The sequence below is a fragment of the Chitinimonas koreensis genome (genome assembly GCF_014353015.1).
GTDB classification, from domain to species: domain Bacteria; phylum Pseudomonadota; class Gammaproteobacteria; order Burkholderiales; family Chitinimonadaceae; genus Chitinimonas; species Chitinimonas koreensis.
In genome coordinates, this window is the sequence record NZ_CP060704.1 from 4,426,689 (window position 1) to 4,448,346 (window position 21,658).

17 protein-coding genes are annotated in these 21,658 nt (G+C 70.9%); 2 read left to right on the top strand and 15 right to left on the bottom strand.

Translation table 11 applies throughout. The features are described from left to right. Positions 1–127 precede the first annotated feature (127 nt). A complete protein-coding gene (locus tag H9L41_RS18585) occupies positions 128–1,030 on the top strand; it encodes an HTH-type transcriptional regulator ArgP (protein ID WP_028445144.1) in 903 nt (300 codons plus the stop codon). Between the two features lie 10 nt (positions 1,031–1,040). Here the strand turns inward: H9L41_RS18585 and H9L41_RS18590 are convergent, their stop codons facing one another. Continuing rightward, positions 1,041–1,847: a bestrophin-like domain gene (locus H9L41_RS18590; RefSeq protein WP_028445143.1), complete on the bottom strand. Its 807-nt coding sequence runs from the start codon at positions 1,845–1,847 to the stop codon at positions 1,041–1,043. 282 nt (positions 1,848–2,129) lie between these two features. Between H9L41_RS18590 and H9L41_RS18595 the strand changes: the two genes are divergently transcribed. Further along, positions 2,130–3,416, top strand: a complete 1,287-nt coding sequence (locus tag H9L41_RS18595; RefSeq protein ID WP_051318779.1) for a M23 family metallopeptidase — start codon at positions 2,130–2,132, stop codon at positions 3,414–3,416. A 220-nt stretch (positions 3,417–3,636) separates the two neighbouring features. On the opposite strand, the gene H9L41_RS18600 is transcribed toward H9L41_RS18595, so the two are convergent. From H9L41_RS18600 to H9L41_RS18665, 14 genes are all read right to left on the bottom strand, one after another. Beyond that, the gene (locus H9L41_RS18600) at positions 3,637–4,365 is read right to left on the bottom strand and encodes a GGDEF domain-containing protein (RefSeq protein WP_187523533.1); all 729 of its coding nucleotides are present in this window, start codon (positions 4,363–4,365) and stop codon (positions 3,637–3,639) included. Continuing rightward, complete coding sequence (locus H9L41_RS18605; RefSeq protein ID WP_187523534.1) at positions 4,338–5,996, bottom strand: tetratricopeptide repeat protein; 1,659 nt, start codon at positions 5,994–5,996, stop codon at positions 4,338–4,340. The genes H9L41_RS18600 and H9L41_RS18605 overlap by 28 nt, the downstream gene beginning before the upstream one ends. Next, positions 5,996–6,205 (bottom strand): hypothetical protein, encoded by a 210-nt coding sequence (locus H9L41_RS18610; protein ID WP_187523535.1) that lies wholly within the window; start codon positions 6,203–6,205, stop codon positions 5,996–5,998. The genes H9L41_RS18605 and H9L41_RS18610 overlap by 1 nt, the downstream gene beginning before the upstream one ends. Before the next feature lie 425 nt (positions 6,206–6,630). After that, positions 6,631–7,803: an ATP-binding protein gene (locus H9L41_RS18615; protein WP_265583838.1), complete on the bottom strand. Its 1,173-nt coding sequence runs from the start codon at positions 7,801–7,803 to the stop codon at positions 6,631–6,633. A 176-nt stretch (positions 7,804–7,979) separates the two neighbouring features. Continuing rightward, a complete protein-coding gene (locus H9L41_RS18620) occupies positions 7,980–8,651 on the bottom strand; it encodes a response regulator transcription factor (RefSeq protein ID WP_028445139.1) in 672 nt (223 codons plus the stop codon). Between the two features lie 16 nt (positions 8,652–8,667). Continuing rightward, complete coding sequence (locus tag H9L41_RS18625; RefSeq protein ID WP_028445138.1) at positions 8,668–8,904, bottom strand: PepSY domain-containing protein; 237 nt, start codon at positions 8,902–8,904, stop codon at positions 8,668–8,670. A 197-nt stretch (positions 8,905–9,101) separates the two neighbouring features. Continuing rightward, positions 9,102–9,608, bottom strand: coding sequence for a glycine zipper 2TM domain-containing protein (locus H9L41_RS18630; RefSeq protein WP_028445137.1), 507 nt, complete (start codon positions 9,606–9,608; stop codon positions 9,102–9,104). Positions 9,609–9,782: 174 nt separating this feature from the next. Beyond that, positions 9,783–11,279: an acyl-CoA-binding protein gene (locus tag H9L41_RS18635; protein ID WP_034606152.1), complete on the bottom strand. Its 1,497-nt coding sequence runs from the start codon at positions 11,277–11,279 to the stop codon at positions 9,783–9,785. Beyond that, the gene (locus tag H9L41_RS18640) at positions 11,272–12,543 is read right to left on the bottom strand and encodes an MASE1 domain-containing protein (RefSeq protein WP_169730145.1); all 1,272 of its coding nucleotides are present in this window, start codon (positions 12,541–12,543) and stop codon (positions 11,272–11,274) included. Before H9L41_RS18640 ends, H9L41_RS18635 begins: the two co-directional genes overlap by 8 nt. 461 nt (positions 12,544–13,004) lie before the next feature. Beyond that, on the bottom strand, positions 13,005–13,649 hold the full coding sequence (locus H9L41_RS18645; RefSeq protein WP_084299896.1) for an acyl-homoserine-lactone synthase: 645 nt from the start codon (positions 13,647–13,649) through the stop codon (positions 13,005–13,007). Positions 13,650–13,852: 203 nt separating this feature from the next. Further along, entirely contained in the window at positions 13,853–14,458 is a 606-nt protein-coding gene (locus H9L41_RS18650) for a helix-turn-helix transcriptional regulator (RefSeq protein ID WP_187523536.1), read from the bottom strand. A gap of 303 nt (positions 14,459–14,761) precedes the next feature. Further along, positions 14,762–15,415, bottom strand: coding sequence for a Crp/Fnr family transcriptional regulator (locus tag H9L41_RS18655; protein ID WP_034606148.1), 654 nt, complete (start codon positions 15,413–15,415; stop codon positions 14,762–14,764). Between the two features lie 12 nt (positions 15,416–15,427). After that, a complete protein-coding gene (locus tag H9L41_RS18660; protein WP_157461876.1) occupies positions 15,428–15,778 on the bottom strand; it encodes a hypothetical protein in 351 nt (116 codons plus the stop codon). Positions 15,779–15,885: 107 nt separating this feature from the next. After that, on the bottom strand, positions 15,886–21,510 hold the full coding sequence (locus H9L41_RS18665; RefSeq protein WP_034606144.1) for an alpha-2-macroglobulin family protein: 5,625 nt from the start codon (positions 21,508–21,510) through the stop codon (positions 15,886–15,888). Positions 21,511–21,658 lie beyond the last annotated feature (148 nt).

Genomic DNA, 21,658 nt, shown 5'->3' on the forward strand with positions numbered 1-21,658 from the left:
CCGGCCGTAGGCGTGGAGCGCCGGGCCGGGCTGCGCACATTGTCGAGCCCGGCCCGCTGTTCATGAATCAGGCTAAGTATTCATAATTAATGCTTACATCAGCTTCATAACGGCCATGGAGTAAGCCATGAACCTGGATCGCAAGCATACCGACGCGTTTCTCGCCGTGATCGATACCGGCAGCTTCGAGCAGGCCGCCGGCCGGCTCCACGTCACGCCTTCCGCGGTGTCGCAGCGCGTGCGCGCGCTCGAAAGCCAGCTCGGCAACCCGCTGGTGGTGCGCACCCGCCCCTGCCATGCGACGCGGCTGGGCCAGCGCCTGCTGCAATACCTGCGGCGGGCGCGGCTGCTGGAAGAGGATCTGGTGGCCGAGCTGGCCGGCGAAGGCGACGCGCCGCTGAACGTGGTGATGGCGGTCAACGCCGATACGCTGGCCACCTGGTTCTTCCCGGCGCTGGCGGACGAGCTGGCCGGCGAGCGGGTGCTGCTGGAGCTCAGCGTGGACGACCAGGACCACACCTACGCGCTGCTCGAGAGCGGCCGCGCGGTCGGCTGCGTGAGCACCGAGCCCAAGCCGATGCGCGGCTGCAGCGCCGAGCCGCTCGGCGCCATGCGCTACCGGCTGGTGGCGGCGCCGGACTTCGCCGCCGAGCGCTTCCCGGCCGGCCTGCAGCGCGAGGCGGCGCGGCGCGCGCCGGTGGTGGCCTTCAATCGCAAGGACATGTTGCAGTCGCGCTTCCTGGCCCAGCATTTCGCACTGCAGCCGGGCAACTACCCCTGCCACTACGTACCGGTGCCCGGCCCGCGGCTCGAAGCGATCGCCCGCGGCCTGGGCTACGGCATGGTGCCCGAGCTGCAACTGGGCGAGGCCATTGCGCAGGGCCTGCTGATCGACCTGGCGCCCGATCTGCCGACCGACGTGATGCTGTACTGGCATACCTGGAAAGTGCAGTCGCCGCGCATGGAATACCTGTCGGCGCGCATCGTGGCGGCCGGCCAGCGCACGCTGCTGGCCGGCCCGGCCGGCTGAACCGGCGGCGTCAGCCCGGCTGGCCGATCTCCGCCAGGTCGGCGCGTAGCCGCAGGAAGGACTGCTCCTCGATGTCGAGGTGGATGAAGCCGCGGCCGGGCCGGTCGAGGTCGAGCGTGACGTAGATCACCAGCGCCGCCAGCACGGCGAAGCCGGCGTGGCCGGCCAGGCTGAAGCTGCCGCTGTGCCCTGCCGCGTAGCCGCTGGTCAGCGCCGCGGCCAGCGCGACCACGAACAGCACCAGCACGATCACGTCGGGCATGTGCAGCTTGGCGGCCAGCTCGCGGCTGGCGCCCAGGTTGAACATGCGGTCGAGCGCCGGCAGCATCTGGCCGCTGGCCAGACTGTTGGCCGGCTCGCGCGAAAGCTCGGTAGCGCGTTGCCACAGCTCGCGCTCGACGGCGCGGCCGCGTTCGGTCGCGCCGTCGAGCGCGGCCCGGTCGTAGCCGGCCTCGTAGAAGGCGATGCGGCTGTCGAGGTACTGGCGCAGCAAGGCGCGGAAGGCGACGCGCTCGGCCGGCGGATAGAGGTCGGCGCGCAGGATCGCGCCGTGGATCGCGTTGGCCGCCTCGTTCATCAGATTGCTGCGCGTCTCGATGCGCGCGGCGGCGCCCGAGAAGGTGAAGGCCAGCAAGAGGCCGAACAACCCCATCAGCGCATTCTCGATCGAAGCCAACCCCCCCTTGCCCTGGTCGGCGCGCAGGCGCGCATGGCGGCCGCCCAGCCGCGCACCGAACCAGGCGGTGGCCACCATCGCCAGCGCCAGCACCCCGCAAATCAGTACCGCATCGATCTGGTACAGCACGGTTTCCCGCATCTCGTCCTCTCCCCGTTCCGCCGATCCGGCGGGCTTCCTCATCAATATATTTGATGCACGGAGACCATCCAAGCGCTCGCTCATCGGCCGCCAGCCCGCATGCAGACTGGCATCTCACTTAATGCTTATGGAATAACAAGACAACCTGTTATTTATGACATATTGATAATTCGGTAGATGCGCGCTAGCTTGGGCTTGGCACCGGCAAATGCACCAAACCGGTGCGCCGCAGCTAAGCCCATGCGGCAGAAGACTAAATCAACAACTACCCCCGGAGAAATCATGGCTGCCTCGACCCAAGCCCGTTCGTCCACCTGTCAATTTTCGCACCGCCGCACTGCCGCGCTGGCAATCGCCCTGGCCGGCCTGCTGTACGCACCCGCCGGCCTCGCCGCCGGCCAGCCCGACGCCGCACTGCGCCAGGCCGCCAGCGCCGCCCTGCTCCAGCAGACGGCCGCCCTGCGCGCGTCCGCCGCGCTGCCGCCCGAGACCTGGGTCGACCTGGGCAAGAGCGACCCGTCCGGCCGCTGGGTAATGGGCTCGGTCACCGAGCAGATCGACGGCAGCCGCGACGAGACGCCGCGTTCGAAGCTGTTCCTGGCACGGCGCGACGGCCAGCGCTGGACCGTCGGCCTCGAAGGCAGCGAAACCTTCTTCAGCATGCTGGAGCAGGCGCCGACCAGCCTGCTGGCCGAGGCCGAGAAGTCCGCCTTCCGCAGCCAGCGCAAGTCGGCGACCGCGCGGCCGAACGCGGCGCCGCAGCTCTTGGCCGGCGAGACCGGCCTCGGGCTGCCCTGGCCCGAGGGCGTCGCCTGGTACATGGGCGGCGGCCCTCACGGCAACAGCGGCGACAGCCGGCCGTTCGATTCGATCGACTTCAGCGGCGGCGACGGCCGCGTGCTGGCGCCGCGCGACGGCCGCATCTACAAGAGCTGCATCCGCAACGGCAGCGCCATCGTCCAGCTGGTGCACGACAACGGCTACACCACGCGCTACTACCACATGGTGAACCTGCCGACGCTGGCCGACGGCACGCTGGTGCGCAAGGGCGCCTACCTCGGCCAGATCGGCAACGGCCTGCCCTGCGGCGGCTCGACCACCGGCCCGCACGTGCATTTCTCGCTGAGCCAGAACGGCCAGGCGATCGCGGTGAACGGCAAGACCGTGGGCGGCTGGCAGTTCTTCGAGGGCGCCCAGCCCTATGCCGGCTACGCGTTGCGCAACGGCCGGCGGGTGAACACCGGCGGCTCGCTGGTCAACTACGGCGCCGACCAGGGCCCGACGCCCGAGCCGCAGCCGCGCACCGTGACGGTGAAGGCGCCCAGCGCCAACCAGCTGGTCAACCTGCGTGCCAATCCGAGCCTGTCGGCCGCCGTGGTGGCCACCGCCCGCAACGGCGACCGCATCCAGATCGTCTGCCACGCCTACGGCGACGAGGTGAACGGCAACTGGGGCCGCACGCGGCTGTGGAACCGGCTGACCACCAATACCTGGGTCAGCGACGGCTTCGTCGATACCGGCAGCAACGAGCCGGTCGTGCCGGCCTGCAGCACGCTGAAGCGGCCTTGATGTTCTGCCTGCCGTGAGAATGTCGAGCTGATGTGCAAGCGCCCGGCGGAGCCGGGCGCTTTGTGTTTCGTGCTCATTGAATCGGCGGGCCGCTGCCGGATCGAACCCGGCTCCCCCCGCCCTCGCCGCCGCGAGGGCGCCTCGCTAACGCTCGCCAGGGCGTCGCACGACCGTCGGGGCAACGCGTCTACCTGCCCGCCGCGGGATCCGCGTCGCCGGCTCAATCCGCTTCGAATACCTCGGTCCGGTTGCGGCCGCTGTGCTTGGCCCGGTACAGCGCCTGGTCGGCGCGCTTGAGCACCAGCGCGGCCGGGTCGTTGTCCTCGCAGCCGGCGATCGGCGCCAGCTCGCCGGCATCGAGGCTGGCGCAGCCGAAGCTGGCGGTCACCGCGATCGACTTGCCTTCCCAGCAGGTCCAGTCGGCCTCGACCAGCACGCGCAGCCGCTCAGCCACCGCGCGGGCGGCCTGGGCATCGGTCTCCGGCAGCAGGATGGCGAACTCCTCGCCGCCGAGCCGGCCGACCGTGTCGACCGCGCGGCGGTGATGGTCGAGGATGCCGGCCACTCGCACCAGCACGCTGTCGCCGGCCGGGTGGCCATGCTGGTCGTTGATCGACTTGAAGTAGTCGATATCGACCAGCACCACCGCCAGCGGCCGGCCGTGGCGGCGGCTGCGCTCGACCTCGTGCGCCAGCATGGCCAGGAACTGGCGCCGGTTCGGGATGCCGGTCAGCGCATCGGTCACCGCCAGCCGGCGCATCTCGGCCTCGGTCTCGACCAGCTGGCTGTGGGTGCGCGCATTGGCTACCGCCACCGCGACGTAGGCGCTCAGGGTGCGGAAGATCAGCCGCTCGCGCGGGCCGTAGGCGCGTTCGTCCTCGGACTGGATGGTCAGCACGCCGAACAGCGTCTCGCCGACGCTCAGCGGCCCGAACCAGGATGCGTGCATGCCGCGCGTACCGGGATGTGCGAGGGGCCGAGCTCGCCGCCGACGTCGTGCTCGACCAGGATCTCCTGCCGCTCGCGCGCGCAGCGGGCCGCCAGCAGCACCGGGTCGTCGATGTCGATGCGGGCCGGCGGCAGCGGCCGGCCGTCCTCCACGCTGCGGCGCATCATCTCGCGGCCGCCGGGCTCGACCACCGAGATGCCGACGTAGCTGACCGGCAGCAGCTCGCCAAGCAGGGTCGCCAGCGCGTTGAGCACGTTGTCCAGGTCGAGGTTGGCAGTGATCTCGCGGCCGATGCGACCGAGGTTCTCGAGGATCTGGAACGAGGCCTCGAGCTCGCGCGCCCGCGCCGCCTCGGCCTCGGCCAGGCCGCGCTGGTATTCGATCAGCGCGCGCTGCTGCTCGGCCTGGTGGCGCATTTCGAGCAGCGACAGGCGGTTGGCCACGCGCTTGGTCTGGGCCCCGGCCATCCGCGCACGCGCCTGGCGCTCGGCCTGCACCGCGCGGGCCGGATCGCCGGCCGCCTCGTAGAAGCGCGACAGCGCCTCGAGGATGTCGACGTCCTCGCTGCCGCCGTTCACCGCCAGCGCGCGCTCGAGCAGGCCCAGCGCCCGCTCGGACGAGCCCTCGCGCGGCCAGGCCGATTCGATCTCGGCCAGGCCCTGCAGCGCGGCCGCCAGCCAGACCGGGTTGGACTGCCGCTCGGCATCGGCCAGCGCCCGTTCGGCCGAGGCGCGCGCCACTTCGCCGCGGCCGAGCCGCGATTCGGCCCGCGCGGCCACCACCATGGCGTCGACCTTCACCGGCAGGATGCCGAGCTCGCCGGCGATCCGCTCGGCATTGCGCGCATGCAGCAGCGCCTGCTCGGGCCGCTGCGCCGCCAGTTCGGCATGGCCGAGATAGCACTGCACCAGCGCGTTGCCGCGCGACAGCGGCGCCACCTGCAGCCATTGCGCCGCCTCGGTCAGCATCGCCAGGCTGCGCTCGAGCTCGCCCGCCTCGCGCAGCACGCCGCCCAGCAGCGCCAGCGTGTCGCCCATCGCCAGCGGCCAGCGCGTGGTGCGGGCCAGCTTGAGGTTGCGCTCGACCCAGTCGAGCGCGCCTTCCTTGTCGTCGAGATTGGCCAGCGAGGCGCCGAGCGAATTGCCGATTCGCAGGCAGAAATGCACCATGCCCAGCCGCATGGCCGGCTCGAGCAGCTCGGAGAAGTCGATCACCGCCTCGGTGTAGCGGGCCGCGTTGAACAGCCGGTAGGAACGGGCGATGCCGAGCAGCAGGCCGGCCGCACGGCGCGCGGCAGCGTTGCTGCCCGCCGCGCCGAGGCCGGCTTCGAGCTCGGCGATGCGGCGCGCGGTGCTGTCCTGGTCGCCGAAGGTGCTGGCTACCGCGGCCCAGGCGCGCGCCAGCAGGGCGCGCTCGGCCACGCCGGCCGCGCCGTAGCATTCGAACGCGCGCTCGGCCTCGGCCAGGTTGCCGCGGTTGTCGCCCTGCACGCTGGCCAGCATGCCGGCGGTGAGATGGCTGTCGCCGATGCCGACCAGGTCGCCTGCCGCCTGCATCGCCTGCCGCGCCTGCTCGAGCAGCGCCTGCGAGCGTTCGAATTCGGCGAACAGCGCCACCACCTCGGCGCGCATCAGGTCGAGCCGGGCCAGGCCGGCCCGCGCCTCGGGCCGTCGCCGAGCCGGAGCGCGGCCTGGTCGGCCAGCGCCAGCGCATGGCGGCTGTCGCGCTGGCGGTAGTGCCACGCCAGTTCGACCAGCAGCGCGGCCGCTTCCGGCCCCTGCGCCTCGCGCTGACGCGCCTCGAGTGCCGCCAGTGCGGCATCGTCAACAAACAGGTCCACGCACATTCCTAGTCGGGGCGGCCGGTCGAGTCATCGATCGTCCCGCCCGTTCGCCTCGTTTCCCGCCACGCCGCCACCGGGGCGGCGCCACCATGCATTCAAGCCACGCAGCGGCGATCTACCCACCGGCATAGACCACCGCCGCGGCAACAGCCACCGCAAAGGTGCATCGCCGCCCTGTCCGAGGTCGCCGCACGCACCTGTTTCACCACGATCGGATGATTATATAAATATATTCTACCAATCCCATCGCCGAAGCAGCACGGCCGAGGCGGTCGAGCGGACGGTCGGCTCGATGCGGGCCGGCTACCGGTACGACCGGCACGGCCGTCCGAAGTCCGGCTGGAATGGAAAAATGCGGAAGAGAAGAGGAAGTCGCGACGCCCGGCAGGACGCCGCGCGAGGCCGCCGGCCGGCGGCCGGGGTCAGTTCATCGGCAGCAGCAGGCTCACCCGGCCGCCCTGCCATTCGCCGCGGTCGAGCCGGATCTCGCCGCCGTAGGCCGCCACGATGTCGGCCACCACGGTGAGGCCGATGCCGTGGCCCGGCACCCGTTCGTCCAGCCGCACGCCGCGCTGCAGCGCGGCATCGGCGTCGGCGAAGCCGGGACCGTCGTCCTCGACGGTCAGCCGCAGCGTACGCTGCTCGATGCGCGCACGGACCCGGATCCGGCCGCGCGCCCATTTGGACGCGTTGTCGAGCAAATTGCCCATCACCTCGAACGCGTCGCCCTCGTCGATGCGCCAGCTCAGCCCGACCGGGCACTCGACCACGAATACCAGGTCGCGCTCGGCATAGACCTTTTCGAGCGACTCGACGATGCGCCGCAAAATCGGCTCGAGCTTCAGCGGCGGCGCGAAGTGGGCGGCGCCGCTGGCTGCCGCGCGGCCGAGCTGGTGCTGCACGATGCCGTCCATGCGCGCCACCTGGGCCTCGACCGCGGCCGCCATGGTCTCGGGTTCCGCCAGCGCGCCGCGCAATACCGCCAGCGGCGTCTTCAGGCTGTGGGCCAGGTCGCCCAGCGCGTCCTTGTAGCGCTGCTGGCGCGCGCGTTCCTGCTCGATCAGGGTGTTGAGGTTGTCGGTCAGCGCCGACAGCTCGGTCGGATAGCGGCCCTCGACGCGCTGCTGGCGGCCGGCCTCGATCGCGCGGACCTCGCGCGCCACCCGCCGCAGCGGCGCCAGGCCCCAGCCCAGCAGCAGCGTCTGCGCCACCAGCAGCACCACGCCGGCGCCGCCGAGCCAGGTCCACAGCGTGGTGCGGAACTGGCGCAGCTCGCGCCGGTAGCCGGCGTCGTCCTCGACCACCGCGAAGGTCAGCGGCTGGGCGCGCGGCCCGTCCGACCACTTCACGCCGTAGGCCGCCGCCAGCCAGCTGCGGCCGCCGGCCTCGCGCTCGTCGAACAGCCACTGGCCGGCCGCCAGTCCGCGCGGGAACGGCGGATCGAGCCCGATCGTCGAGGTCGACTGCCAGACTTCGCGGTGGTTGGGATTGGCCACGTTGGCGTACAGCCCGGAGCCGGGCAGCGAGAAGCGCGGTTCGCGCAGCGAGGGCGGCATGATCAGGCCGCCCTCGGGATCGAGTTCGGCGGCCGCCATCAGCAGGTAGACATGGCCCTGCAGCCGGGCGTGGTGGGCCGTCAGCGTGCTGTTGGCGAAGGCGCGCTCGAGGCGAAGCCGGCGCCGGCCAGGAACGCGGCCAGCACCAGGGCCGCCCCAGGATCAGGCGTGTCCGGATCGAACCGGTCTTCATGGAAGGGCTGCGGCCGCGCGGCTCATTCGAGCACGAAGCGGTAGCCGCGGCCGCGCAGCGTCTCGATCGGCGCCAGCGCGCCGTCGGGATCGAGCTTGCGGCGCAGGCGGCCGATCAGGACCTCGAGCACGTTGCTGTCGCGGTCCTCGTCGTGCGGGTAGAGATAGTCGGAGAGTTCCTGCTTGCTGACCACCCGCGCGCGTTCGCGCACCAGGTATTCGAGCAGGCGGTATTCGAAGGTGGTCAGCTCGACCGGCTGGCCGTCGAGCCGCACCTGCTGGGCCGAGAAATCGAGCGACAGCGCGCCGATCGCCAGCACGTCCGAGGTCGCCTTCAGTGCGCGCCGCAGCAGCGCCTTGATGCGGGCGGCGAGTTCCGGGTATTCGAACGGCTTGACCAGGTAGTCGTCGGCGCCGGCCTCGAGGCCCTTGACCTTGTCCTGCCAGCTGCTGCGCGCGGTCAGGATCAGGATCGGCAGGTCGCGGCCGTCGGCGCGCAGCTTCTGCACCACCGCCAGGCCCGACAGCTTGGGCAGGCCGAGATCGACGATGGCCAGGTCGACCGGGTATTCGCTGGCCTGGAACAGGCCATCCTCGCCGTCGGCCGCCTCGTCGACGCGGTAACCGTCTTCCTCGAGCTGCTTTTTCAGGCCCCGCCGCAGGTCGGCCTCGTCTTCGATCAGCAACAGCCGCATGGTTCCTTCCTCTGCCTCAGGCGGGACGGCCGCTGGCCGCGTCGATATAGATCACCTTGACCTCGCCCTGCCCCGTCACCACCTTCACGCGCCAGACCGTGCGGCCGTCGCGCTCGGTGCGGTCGACCGACAGCACGCGCCCACCGGTCATGCGCTGGGCGACCGTGGCCGCCTCGTCGCGGCTGACGTCGGCCCAGGCAGGCGTGGCGGCCAGCAGCATCAGGCTGCCGAGCCAGACGATTGCGGATTTCATCGCATTCCTCATGGTGACGGGTCGGGGCGAATTGTAGTCACTTCTATGGCTTTACTCGATGCGGGGTTCGCGCGATCCGGCATCCGGAGCCGCCGACAAACCCCGCGAAGCGGTTCTGGCTAGGCGTGCGAGCGCAGGCAATACATAGGGACAGCAAGCTCGCACAGCGACGCCGGAGGGTGTGCTGTCGGCGGTTCTTACTCGATCGGATCGACCGACACCCGCACGCGCAGGGTCTTGCCCGGGTTGTCGGGCATCAGCGCGGTGTACTGCTGGCCGCGGTAGTCGTAGGTCACGCGGTAGCCGGTCACGCGGCTTTCCCAGTCCTCCACCGTGCGGCAGCGCTGGATCTCGCGCGGGACTTCTTCGTAGTAGCCGCCGCGGTCGCGGTTATCGATGCGGTCGCCGGTCATGGCGCCGACCACCGCGCCGAGCGCCGTGGCGGCTTCGCGGCCATGGCCCTTGCCGACCTGGTTGCCGATCACCGCGCCGGCCAGGCCGCCGACCACGGCGCCGCCGTAGCTGCGCCGCTCCTCGATGTGGCGCGTCTCGGTCACGACCTCGCGCGTGCATTCCTTGCGCGGCGTGCTGATGCGTTCGTACTGCGGCTCGACGCTGCGGACCCGGGCGGTATCGGTGAAGCTCTCGGCCTGGGCGACGGTGAAGCTGGCGGCGATGAGGCTCAACAAGGCGATGCGTTTCATGATGCGCTCCTTCTCGATGTCGTCGAGGTGGCGATCGCCGGAGCGGCTTCGAATCGAACCGGCCTCCGCCGTACCACCGGCCCGGACCGTCCGTCCGGGGCTTGGAGCGCAGTCTGTGCCCGTCGCGGTGAACCGAAACTGAATAAGGCCGCAGGCGCCGGCCGGGGCACCGCGTCAGGCGGGCAGGCCCGCACCCTCCGCAGCCTTGAGCCTGCCGACCAGCGCCACGTACTCGGCCATCGCCGCCTCGCGCGCCAAGCCGCGCCGGCCGGCCCAGGCGTCGTACTTGGCACGGCCGACCATGTCCATCACGCCGGGCCGCGCGCCGCTCACGTCGCCGATGCTGCCCTGCTTGTAGAGCGCGTACAGCGCCAGCAGCGTGTCGTTGTCGGGCGCCTTGCGCAGCGTCCTCGACTGCGCGGCGGCCGCCTCGAAGGCGCGCTCGGCCTCGCTCGGGCCGTCCGGCACCGGTTCGCCGCCGAAGTGGTCGTCCTCGAGCGCCGGATCGTCGGGGAACCAGCGCGCCTCGAGCAACCGGCCCTGCCGCAGCGCGAAGGCCAGCACGCCCTGCGACGCGAGCGGACCGGCGCGCAGCGTGGCCGGCAGCACCGCCATGCCGGCATTGAACACCGGCGCGCCGAAGGCGGCGAAGCTCACCGCGGCGGCCTCGCCCTCGCGCGCCCAGCGCTGCAGCCGCGCCAGGCCCTTGCGGCCGCGGTGGATGCCGCTGGTGCGGTTGGCGCCGGGCTGGAACCAGCCGAAATCGGGGATGCCGCGCTCGTACAGCGCCGCGAAATCGCCGCGCTCGAGGTCGGCCTGCGCGCCGGCCAGCAGCGCAACCATCTCGGCCGGCGCCATGCGCGGATCGTCGCCGGCCATGCCGAGCGAGCCGGCCGCGCTGGCCTCGAAGAATTCGAGCACGTTCTTGGCCACGATCTCGCGGTCGTTGTCGACGCAGACCATGTGGTAACTGTCCTCCAGCACCACCATGCGCGCCTGGCCGGCCCGCTTGCCGCCGCCGATGCGCTCGACCAGGTAGTGGGCCGAGCGCAGGCTGGTCAGCTCGTCCTCGCGCGCATGCACCACCAGCGTCGGGCAGGCGATGCGCTCGAGACCCTTCATCACGAAGCCGCGCAGCCGGTCGACCTCGCGGATGCAGGCCAGCGGCACCCAGCGGTAGTGGAAGTTCTCGCCGCGCTCGAACTTGGCCTTGACGATGGCGCGCAGCTGTTCGTTCTTGATGCCGTAGGGATCTTCCTCCTCGACCTTCATGCGCGCCGGCAGGCCCGGCACGTGGTACAGCAGCGGCCGCAGGCCGCGATACCAGGGCGTGGCCCAGCCGTCGATGTAGACCGGCGGCGCCAGCGCCACCAGCCGGCCCTTGGCATGGCGCTCGCGCTTGGCGGTCTCCACCGCCAGCAGCGCGCCCATGCACATGCCCATCAGATGCAGCACCTCGTGCTGGTCGACGATTTCGCGGTACTTGAGCCGCACCGCCTCGAGCCATTCCTCGGCGCGCACGCCGGCCAGGTCCTCGGGCGTGGTGCCATGGCCCGGCAGGGTCAGCGAATGGGTGACGAAGCCGGCGTTCTTCAGCCGCTTGTGCATCGAGCCGAGGTCGTACTGGGTGCCGCCCAGGCCGTGGATCAGGAAGACGGCGGGCTCAGCCATGGCTGCTCTCCGCGGCCGGCTGCAGCAGCGCGACCACCTGCTCGACCACGCCGTCGGCGCCGCGCACGCCGGCCAGCCGCTCGCGCACGCGCAGCACGCGGCCGTCGGCCAGCCGCACCGCGTAGTCCTGTTCGCTGGCCGGCGCCTGCCCGCTGGCCACCGCCTGCCAGGCCGCCTGCACCAGGCCGCGTTCGGCGGCATCGATGCGATCGAGCCAGTCGGCCAGGCTGGCGACCTGCGTGACCGCCGGGCCGAGCACCCACGCCGCACCCTCGCCCCAGGTGGCGCGGCCGGTCACCGCGTCGTACTCGACGCTGGCCACGCCCACCGCCTGCAGCGTGCGCTCGTAGCGCAGCCGCCAGTCGCGCGCGCGTTCGAGCGCGGCCAGCCGGCCTTCGGACAAGGCCCGCGCCAGCAGCAGGACCACCGCCCAGACCGCGACGAAGCCCTGCACCTCGACCACCGCCTCGCCGGCGAAGGCCTCGGCCACCACGAACGGGCCGCCGCCGCCGGCGGTGCGGCCGACGATCAGCAGCGAGCCGGCCAGCGTCGCCAGCGCGCCGCCGCGCGCGCCCCACAGCACGGCTGCGATCAGCAGGAAGGGCATCGGCAGGTAGGCCAGCGTCGGCTCGAGGCTGCCGAAACGCTGGGCGGCCTGATCGGCGAACACCACCAGCACCGTCGCCACGAAGGCGACGAAGGCGGCCGCGCCGCCGAGGAAGCGCCCCATCGGCAGGCCGCCCGAGCGGCGCACGCGGAAGCCGCGGAAGGCCGCGGCCAGCGGCGCCACCAGCAGGATGCCCACCGCGGTGGAGCCGGCCCAGGCACGCCATTCGACCGCCAGGTCGGCCGCCGGCCGCTGCCAGCGCCACAGCTCGACCGCCAGCAGGCCGCCGACTGCCGCGGCCGCCAGCGCCCCGGCGATCAGCAGCGCCGCGCCGGCCGGGCTCTCCGGATCGTGGCGGCCCAGCGTGGCGATCCAGCCGCCGAACGCCATGCTGACCACCTCGATCGCGCCGAAGGCCAGCGCGCCCGACGGCCCCAGGCCATGCGCGACCGCGCCCCAGGCGGCGGCGGCCACGGCCGCGCCGGCCAGCGTCGCCGGCCAGCTCCAGCGCGCGCCGACCAGCAGCGCGGCGAAGGTGACGCCGCTGCCGAGCCAGACCGGCACCGCCTCGGTGGCGGCGTGCCCCAGCGCACGCGACAGCCAGGCCGTGACCAAGAACGTTGCGGCCACCAGCGCGGCGCGTTTGAGCTGCTGCATCGTGTATTCCCCCGTCTGGATATCGGTGAAGGCGCAGTGCGGACTGCCGAGCCAGCATAGTGCGCCGTGGCCGGCGCATTCAAGGTCGCGCCGGCTGCGCGGCGACGCTTGGCGGCTCATACCGTAACAGTGGGCAAGCCAGTCCCAAAGCGCTTTCGTAAACAGGCTTGGCCTGGCGGGGAAAAACGGACAGTGTCGTTCGGGAAATACTTCGACGGGCATCCGCATCGACCGTCCGGTCGATGCGGCTCTGCCACTCCGCGCAGGAAGCCCTCACTTCCCCACGTTTGCTTCCGCCTCCATTGATCTTCTTTTCTTGACGGTCCGGGACGCCGGGCGATCAGCGCCGGGACAAAGCGGATACTGTGTCGCGAATGGGCAAAACCACTGCATCCACCGGCAAGGGCCAGGTCGGATCACGCCGACAGCCTCGTTGTTATGCCTGCAAACAGCGCGACGGACTAGGCGGCGATCAGGATGCGCGGCGCCGCTTCGGCCTCCGTCCGGTTGCCGGCCAGCCGCGCCTCGGTCTCCGGGCCGCATAGCACCTCGAAGGCCGCATCGTCCATCTCGATGGTGAAGGCCACCGCGCGTTCGATGCCGACCTGCATCGGCGGGCCGAAGCGTTCGATCTTCAGTCCCAGCCGGCGCAGCATGCGCTCGATCGCCACCGTGGTGACGGTCACGTAGCGCTTGATGCCCCAGGCACGGGCGAAACGCGTCACCGCCTGCATCATGTGTATCGGCGTATCGCTGAAGCCGAAGCCGCCGACGCCCTCGGTCGTCATGGCGAAGCGCGACAGCTCCCAGACGTCCGGACCGACCGGCGCATCCTGGCCGTACAGCAGTTCGGGGAACGTATCCTTGAGCATGTAGGGACCGGTACTCGGCAACAGGCGCCAGCAGCCCAGCACCAGCTCCGCATCGTTGCGCACCAGCATGTAGACCGGATTGCAGTCGTCGTAGTCGTCCCGTTCCTGGCCGTCCTGCACCGCAACCTCCCAGTTCAGCCGCTCGCGGAACACGCGATAGCGCAGCTTGTACATCTCGGTTTCGAGGTTCTGGGTAAGGATTCCGGCATCACGGCGGGAGATCAGGATTTGCATGGCGAGGCTCCTATTAATGGCGAGCGCAGAGGTGCGCCGCCCGGTGGGTGGAAGCCTCAGATTGAAAGCCGTTTGACGCCGACGCTGTATTCCCCGAAATGGGGATGGGTGATGTGCCCAAAAGCCGCCTGTTTTCAGGCTTTCAGGACTAAACCGCTATCAAATTACGGAAAATATATTATTTATTCCTGTTACAAAGTGTTTCAGACCTTGATCAGACCCAGTGAAATGGCACGGGTAATGCTCTGCTCGCGACCCGAAGTGCCGAGCTTCTCGGCGACCCGCTTGAGATGCTGGACGATGGTGCTTTCCGCCACGCCGAGCTTGGCGGCCGCCTCGCGCGCGGTCATCCCCTCGGCCACGGTGCGCAGGCAGTCGAGCTCGCGCGGCGTGAGCGGGCTGTCCTCGGGCAGCTCGTCGGGCGATTCGGCGATCAGCCGGCACACCGCCTCGTGGATGTGCAGTGCCAGCAGCTGCCCCTGCGCCAGCGTCGCGTGCAGCTTGGGCATCACCATCTCGGGCTCGTCGCGCGAGCACATGCTGAACAGCGCGACCTCCTCGCTCCAGCGATGCACCGGGAAGCTCGCGCCGACGTTGAGCCCGTGCACGCGCGCCTCGCGCAGCAGACGCTGCTGCTCCGGCGTGGTGAACAGGTTCTCGTCCCACAGCGCCGGTACCACGCGCTTCACGCAATGCAGCACGGTCGGGTCGATGTGCTCGTAGCCGTGCTTGACGTAGTGATTGCGCCAGCGCTGCGGATAGTTGGTGAAGGTCAGTTCCTTGGGGGTGCGCTTGAGGTTGTAGCGCACGCCGTAGATGTAGTAATGGAAGCCCAGCCCTCGACTGCCGCGCGCACCGCGCTCTTCAGCGTATCGAGATCTCCTGCTGCCCCCACCGCGACGAGCGCCTCGTCTGCGGGTGCGATCTTGCGTCGCATAATCATTCCATTCTCCGGCCGGCCGCCGGGTTGTCGGTTATCGGTGCGTCGTCCTGTTCCGAAGCGGTCTGCCAGGCAGCGCCGGCTTCGGCGGTCTCCATTTAATCAGGCTCCAATGCAAAAAGCCGCCCACGGGCGGCTTTTTGTCATAAAAATCGGCTCAGCTCAATTGCAATCAGAATGCTTCCGGCAACTTTTGCAAAATGATCAGTCGCCGGTTCTCGATCCGCACGTAGCCGCCGAACACCAGCTCCTTCATGATCCGCGCCACCATCTCGCGCGAGGAGCCGACGCGGTCGGCGATCGCCTGCTGGGTCATCGGCTCCTCGATCAGTACGATGCCGTCGTGCTCGACCGCCAGGTCCTCGAACAGGATGCGCACGCGGGTGTAGACGTCCTTCAGCGCCAGGTTCTTCACCGCCTCGGTCAGCTGGCGCGTGCGCCGCACCAGGTTGACCAGCACCTGGAACTGGATGCGCGGGAAGTTGTGCAGCAGCGCCAGGAAATCCTCCTTCTGGATCACCAGGAAGGTGCTCTGCTCCTCGGTCTCGACCGAGGCGGTGCGCGGCTCGTCGTCGAGCAGGGCCAGTTCGCCGACATATTCGCCGGGGCCGAGCACGGCGAGCACGTATTCCTTGCCGTTGGAATCGCTGACGAAGACCTTCACCCGACCCTGCATCAGCAGGAACATCGAGCTGCCGTCATCGCCCTCGTTGATGATGGTGGTGCCCTTGGCGTAGGTCTTGGCGGTGGCCGAGGCCTCGACCTGGTCCAGCTCCTCGTCGGAGAGGCCCAGGAAGAGCGGAATCTGTTTGAGCGTGGCGATCATGCGACACCTGGGTCAGGAAGTTTTCTCGGGAGTGGGCTCGGCGGCCGGCGGGGTCGCGGCGTCGCCCTGGTTTTCGGTCCCGCCGCCGATCTCGACCGACGAGGCCGGCGCCTCGCGGGCCGGCCGGTCGGCCGGCGGCGCGACCACCTCCAGTTTGTTCTTGGCCATGTACTCGTTCATTTCCTTCCAGCCGGCGAACACGTCGGCCTTGGAAACGCGCGGATTGCGCTGGAAACAGTCCTCGAGCGCGCGCCCGGAGTGTCGGCAGGCCGCACCGATGGCGCGGCCGTTGAGCTTGGCCTGATTGGCCAGCTCGCTGATCCGATCGCAGCCGGTGAGCCCCAACACCAGCGCAGCGATCAAAAAAATCCGTGTTGTCATCGCGTTCCAGCGCTTAGTTCATGTTTTTTCAGAATTGTAAGCCAGATTCCGGCATTACTCACAAAGCCCGCCCGGGCCGCCTGGACACCTTAGTCCACTTTTAGGATCGGATTGGGGGCCTCGCCAAAGCGTTCCGGCGCGTAAAGTGCTTCGACCCGGGTCGGCGGCAGCGCGAATTCGCCGCGCGTATTGAGCCGCACGGTGTATTCGAGCACGTGGCGGCCCTTGGGCAGCCAGTCGTAGTAGGCCTTGTAGGCCGCCTCGCCACGCTCCTCGAACACCGGCCAGGCGCCCTCGCCGCCCTCCTTGCGCGCCAGCAGCGCCGAATCGGTGCCGAAGCCGCGGCCCAGCAACTGCGCGCCGGCCGGGATCGGATCGTTGACCGCCACCCAGTTCATGTCGGCCTGGGCGTCGATGGTCAGCCGCACGCGCCAGACCTCGCCCCGCGCATAGCCCTTGCCGGCCGCCTCGACCGGCTGCCACTGCTTGTCGACGCGATAGCCCGAGGCCAGCGGCGCCTTCAGCGGCACCGCCGCACGCGCCTGCACGATGGCCCACGGCTTGCCCTGGCCCTGGTGGGCCAGCGTCAGCGCGCCGGCCGAGTCGGGCCAGCCGAAGCGCAGCGTGCCGCCCTTGGCCGCGCCGGCCCAGTCGAACCGCTGCTCGCTGCCGAGCTTGGCCACCGTGACGCCGCCCGGCTGGCCGGCCTCGACCTCGGCGGCGAAGCGGCGCAGCGCCAGCGCGCCCCAGACGTTGGCGGTGGTGGTATCCCAGTGGCCGTGCCGCTGGCGGCCGACCACGCCGCGCGCGATCCGGCCCAGATCGACCTTGGGCAGGCCGACCGCCATGCCGTCCAGCAGCACGCGGGCGGCGTCGGCATCGACCGAATCCATCATCCACCAGGCATCCCAATCGGTGCTGCCGGAGAAGTTCAGCGTGGTGCCCGACAGGTCGAGCCGCGCAGCCAGTATCTGGCGCGCCTCCTTGAGCCGCTCGGCGCGCTTGGGCACCTCCGCCACGCGGTCGAGGATCGCGATCCAGTCGAGCACCGTGCTGGTCGGCCAGCGGTTCGGTTCGAGCACCAGGCCGTCCAGCATCGCCGGCCGCGCCGCCTCGTGGCGCGCCAGCGCCGCCACCGCGTCGAGCCGGTAGATGGCGCGGCGGGTCGAGTCGCTCGGCCAGTCCTGCACCCGCAGCCGGCCTTCGGCATAGCCGGCCAGCGCCGTCTTCATGCGCGCCAGCCCCGTCTCGGGCAGCGCCCAGCCGCTTTCGGCCGAGACGGTCAGCAGGTGGGCGGTCAGCACCGGGCTGCCGGAATAGCTGGAGGGGAAGTACTTGGCGAAGCCGTCGCCGTCGAGGTAGCCGTCGAGCCGGCCCACGATCGCCCGCCAGCCGGCCTCGTCGCCCAGGCCGATCGCCTTCGAGGTCTGCTGCTCGAGGCAGCTGTAGGGGTAGTCGCGGAAATAGGCCTCGACCCCGTCGAGCGCCGCCGCCAGGCTCGGCGACAGGCTCACCTCGATGCCGCCGCGGCCGGGCAGCGCGTCGGCCGGCCGCGCCAGCGGCAGGCTGTAGTCGGGCGCCAGTTGGGTCAGCGTGGCCTGCAGCACCCGCACCGGCACGGCCTGCTCGACCTTCTGCCCGATCGCCAGGCCGTCGTAGCGCCTGCCGTCCTCGCCGGTGGCGTCGACCTGCCAGGCCAGTCGCTGCGCCGCGACCGGCACGCTTACCGGCCAGACCAGCTCGCGCGCCGCGCCGGCCGCCAATTCGACCGTCTGCGGCGGCAGCGCCGGCAGGCCCTCGGCACGGGCCGCCACCTTGACCTTGAGCGGCTGCCGGGTGGTATTGCGCACGGTGAAGCCGGCCTCGAAGCGGTCGCCCTCGCGCACCGTGCGGGCCAGGCCGCTGAACAGCATCACGTCCTTGCTGGCGCGGATGCTGGTCTCGCCGCTGCCGAAGCGGTCGCTGCCGGCGCTGGCGACGGCGACGATGCGGAAGCTGGTCAGCGAATCGTTGAGCGGCACCTCGACCCGCGCCTCGCCGCGCGCATCGAGCGTCACCCGCGCCTTCCACAGCAGCAGCGTATCGAACAGCTCGCGCGTACCGCCGCGGCCGCCGCCGCCGCCGACCGGCACCGCCTTGCGGCCGAAGTGGCGCCGGCCGATCACCTGGCCCTGCGCAGTCGAGGTGGTGAAGCCGTAGCCGCGCTCGCCGAGCATGGCTTCGAGCAGCTGCCAGCTGTCGTTGCGGCGCAGCGCCAGCAGGCCCTCGTCGACCGCCGCCAGCGCCACCTCGGCGCCCTTGGGCAGCGGCTTGCCGTCGGCGGTCTTCACCGCCACCGTCACCTTGGCCTTGTCGCGCACCTGGTAGAGCGGCTTGTCGGCCGTCACCTTGACGTCGAGCGCGTAGGCGCGGCTGCCGACCCGCAGCTTGGCAATGCCGAGCTTGTAGGCCGGCCGCGCCAGGTCGACCAGCGCGGTGGCGGCCGGATCGGCCACCCGGCCGCGCACCACCATCACCGAGACGTAGACATTGGGGCCGTAGTTGGGCTTGAGCGGCACCTTGACCACCGGGTTGGCCGCGGTGATCGTCTGGGTGCGCCATTCGAGCACCTTCTCGCGCTCGACCGCGATCAGCGCGGTGCCTTCGCGGAACGGCATGGCGACGCGCAGGCTCGCGGTCTCGCCCGGCTCGTACTGCTTCTTGTCGGCCAGGAGGTCGATGCGGTCGCCGTCGCCGCCGCCGTACCAGCCCTCGCCGTCGCCGTAGACATAGACCTCGCCATGGCTGTAGGCGGTACGGCCGGCGTCGTCGCGGGCGGCCAGGCGCAACACGATCTCGCCCTTGTACTTGGCCGGCAGCGTGCAGGCATAGCGGCCGCGCACGTCGGTCGCGCCCTTGCAGAGCTCGCCCAGCGGCTGGTAGCGCGTCTGGTTGTCGTAGCTGTAGAAGCCGCCGACCAGCCGCTTGCGATGGCTGAAGCTCTGCCGCAGCCACCCCTCGATGCGCAGTGCGCGGCCGGCCAGCGGCTTGCCCGCCAGGCTGGCCAGCGCGGCCTCGATCGGTACCGTGCCGTCGGGCCGCGCGCTGCCGAGCTTGAGGCCCGGCTGCAGCGCCGCCGGCCACAGCGTGGTGGCCGCCGCCGCGGTCTGCACCTCGCCGTTCGGATCGCGGTATTCGAGCTCGGTGCGCAGCCAGGCCGGGCCGTCGAGCTTGCGCCAGCCGGCGATGGCCAGGCTGGCGCCGCCGGCCTTGTCCAGCGTGGCGCTGCGCGTTTCCAGCGTCTGCTCGCCGTCGCCCTCGGCCGCCGCGCCGCCGAGCACCTCGGGCGCCACATCGCCGCTGCTGAAGTAGAAACCGTCGAAGTCGTCGAGCGAACGGCCGCCGGCGCGGCTCAGCGCCGCGCGCAGCTTGACCGGCTCGCCCGCGGCCGGGCCGCCGGCCAGGTACTGCACCTGGGCCACCACGTCGAGACGCTCGACCGCCACCGGGTCGACCGGCAGCTTGAGCGTGCCGCGCATCAGCGGCACCCGGAACTCGGCCACGCTGAACTGGCCGGCGTCGCCGAGCCGGGCGGTTTCTTTGCCCTTCTTGCGCTCCAGGCCGATGAGGTAGCTGCCGAGCTTGGCCTCGGCCGGCACCTTCCAGCTCGCCTCGGCCGCGCCGCCCTGCCAGCGCAGCGGCAGCACCACGCTGTCGTCCGAGCCCAGGTGGGTCAGCCGCAGCTGGTCGGGCAGCCGCTCGGCCGCCAGCGCGCCGAAGCCGGCCGCGGTCTTCTCGCGGGCGAACAGCTTCATCGACACCGTCTCGCCGGCGCGGTAGAGGCCGCGGTCGAGCACCGCGTGGAAGGCGCGGCGCTGGTCGCGGTCGCGCTCGGTGCTGATGCCGAAGCGCCACGGCTCGATGCCCTGGTCCCATTCGCTCGAGACGAAGCCGACATCCTCGCCCTGCCGCGCGAACACGTAGAGCGGGCAGTCGTAGCGCTCGGCCGGCAGCGGCTTGGCGTACTGCCAGATGCCCTGCTTGTCGGTCTTGCCGCTGGCCAGCGTGCGGCCCTTGCAATCGAGGATGCTGATGATCGCGCCGTTCACCAGCCAGCCGCGGTCGAGCGTGGTCACCCATACCAGCGCGTCGTCGAGGCCGCGGCGGAAATGCACCGAGAGGTTGGTCACCAGCGCGCCGGCCGCCACCCGCATCGGCGCCACCGGCTGCAGCAGGCGCTGGCCCAGCCGCGCGCTCTCCACCTCGACCACGGTCAATCCGCTCGGAGGCAGCGGAATGCCGATCACCTCGGCGGCGCGGTCATCGCTCGGCGCCGGCAGCCGCAGCCGCTGCGCCGCCGGCTCGCGCGCCAGCAGCGACGCCGCCCGGCCGTCCTGGCCCTCCTCCACCATGGCGCCGCGCCGCAGCGCGCGGTACCAGCGGACGATGTCAGCTTCCTTCTTCACGTTGATCTGGCGGTAGGGCAGGCCCAGGCCGCTGGCCGCGCCGCCGCTGGCGATCTCGACCAGGCTGTCGAGCACGCCGCGCGGCTCGGGCCTGCCCGCCTCGCCGACGTTGCGCACCGTCACCGGCAGCGTGCCGACCGCCTTCTCGACGATGCCGAACTCGGCGGCGAACTTGGCCAGCGCCGGGAAGCGGTCGGTCTTGAAGGCGAGCGGGAATTCGCGCGCATTGGCCAGCGGCCGGCCGAATTCGTCGCGCAGCTCGGCCGGCAGCGCGAGCTTGAACGCGGCGCCCTCGGGGAACGGCGGCTTGAAGCGCACGCTGCGGGCCATGCGCACCGGGCGGCCGGCGGCGTCCTCGGCGGTGGCGTTGTCGTCGTCGCCGACCGCCTCGCCGGTCCAGCGCTTGCCGTCCGGCCCGGTCAGCGTCACCGCGGCGGCGCTGGCGGCCGGCACGGCGCTGGTGAAGCGCAGCTCGATCGGCGCGATCGGCACGCAGCCGGCCTTGTCGCGCGTGCGCTCGCAGCCGAGCCAGGCGGTGAAGCGCGACTGCACGCGGAATTCGTAGCGCATCGGCTCGCGCAGGCTGGCGCCGTTGGCCGCGGCGAGGCCGGCGTCGAACACCAGCTGCACCGCGGCATCGGCCGGCAGCGGCCGCTGGCAGCGCAGCGCCTGGCCGTTGAGCGGCCAGCGCGTGCGGTCCTTGCCGAAGTAGCCGGTGAACAGCTTGTCGCGCTCCTCGGCCGCCAGCGCCACCGCCGGCAGCCGCTCGCGCACGCCCTCGACCTCGCAGCGCGCCTTGGCCGCCAGGCTCTGGGCGGTCGGCGCCGCGCCGAAGGCGACGATGAAGACCTGGTTCTCGTTGATCGGCTGCCAGTTCTCCGGCCAGACCTCGGTCGGCTCGGGCCCGCCGGTGCTGAAGGCGAAGCCGGCCGGCGGCAGCGCCGCGCCGGCAAGCGTCCTGGTCGCCGGCTTGAGCGTGAAGCGGCACTGGGTCGCCGCCGGCAGGTCGCGCACGAAGTCGTAGACCCAGGTGCGGTCGTCGATCCAGCGGCCGCTGCCCTTCTCCTCGCCGCAGGCGACTTCGAACGGATCGGCCAGCCGCGGGTCGCCGAACCGCACCATGCTGTCGGAGAAGGCGGCCTTGGCCTGGCGCACCTCGCGCACCGCGCCCTGTGGCGAGAAGGAGACGACTTCGGCGGCGTGGGCGGCGGCAAGGCCGAGGAGGAGCGCAGGTGCGGCCTGCGCCAGGCGGAATGGGGAGAAGGTCATATCAAGCAGGTATCCGAAAATATGCCTTTATCGTAGCAGGCCGGCGTGCCGAGACGCTTGCCGAACGGAACGCGACATGCCCGCGCTCGCATGGACGAATGCGTATAAAATGCTGCATTCGCCCTCGATCAGGGCTGTATCAGCCAGA

Excerpts from the sequence above, each read along its gene's own strand:
- H9L41_RS18615 (WP_265583838.1), bottom strand. The coding sequence starts at position 7,803 with ATGGCGGCCGCCGAACTCGATCCCGAGGGCGGCCTGATCATGCCGCCC.
- H9L41_RS18645 (WP_084299896.1), bottom strand. The coding sequence starts at position 13,649 with ATGCAAATCCTGATCTCCCGCCGTGATGCCGGAATCCTTACCCAGAAC.
- H9L41_RS18665 (WP_034606144.1), bottom strand. The coding sequence starts at position 21,510 with ATGACCTTCTCCCCATTCCGCCTGGCGCAGGCCGCACCTGCGCTCCTC.
- H9L41_RS18640 (WP_169730145.1), bottom strand. The coding sequence starts at position 12,543 with ATGCAGCAGCTCAAACGCGCCGCGCTGGTGGCCGCAACGTTCTTGGTC.
- H9L41_RS18605 (WP_187523534.1), bottom strand. The coding sequence starts at position 5,996 with ATGCGCGCCGAGGTGGTGGCGCTGTTCGCCGAATTCGAACGCTCGCAG.
- H9L41_RS18585 (WP_028445144.1), top strand. The coding sequence starts at position 128 with ATGAACCTGGATCGCAAGCATACCGACGCGTTTCTCGCCGTGATCGAT.
- H9L41_RS18655 (WP_034606148.1), bottom strand. The coding sequence starts at position 15,415 with ATGATCGCCACGCTCAAACAGATTCCGCTCTTCCTGGGCCTCTCCGAC.
- H9L41_RS18620 (WP_028445139.1), bottom strand. The coding sequence starts at position 8,651 with ATGCGGCTGTTGCTGATCGAAGACGAGGCCGACCTGCGGCGGGGCCTG.
- H9L41_RS18625 (WP_028445138.1), bottom strand. The coding sequence starts at position 8,904 with ATGAAATCCGCAATCGTCTGGCTCGGCAGCCTGATGCTGCTGGCCGCC.
- H9L41_RS18595 (WP_051318779.1), top strand. The coding sequence starts at position 2,130 with ATGGCTGCCTCGACCCAAGCCCGTTCGTCCACCTGTCAATTTTCGCAC.
- H9L41_RS18600 (WP_187523533.1), bottom strand. The coding sequence starts at position 4,365 with ATGCACGCATCCTGGTTCGGGCCGCTGAGCGTCGGCGAGACGCTGTTC.
- H9L41_RS18630 (WP_028445137.1), bottom strand. The coding sequence starts at position 9,608 with ATGAAACGCATCGCCTTGTTGAGCCTCATCGCCGCCAGCTTCACCGTC.
- H9L41_RS18635 (WP_034606152.1), bottom strand. The coding sequence starts at position 11,279 with ATGGCTGAGCCCGCCGTCTTCCTGATCCACGGCCTGGGCGGCACCCAG.
- H9L41_RS18590 (WP_028445143.1), bottom strand. The coding sequence starts at position 1,847 with ATGCGGGAAACCGTGCTGTACCAGATCGATGCGGTACTGATTTGCGGG.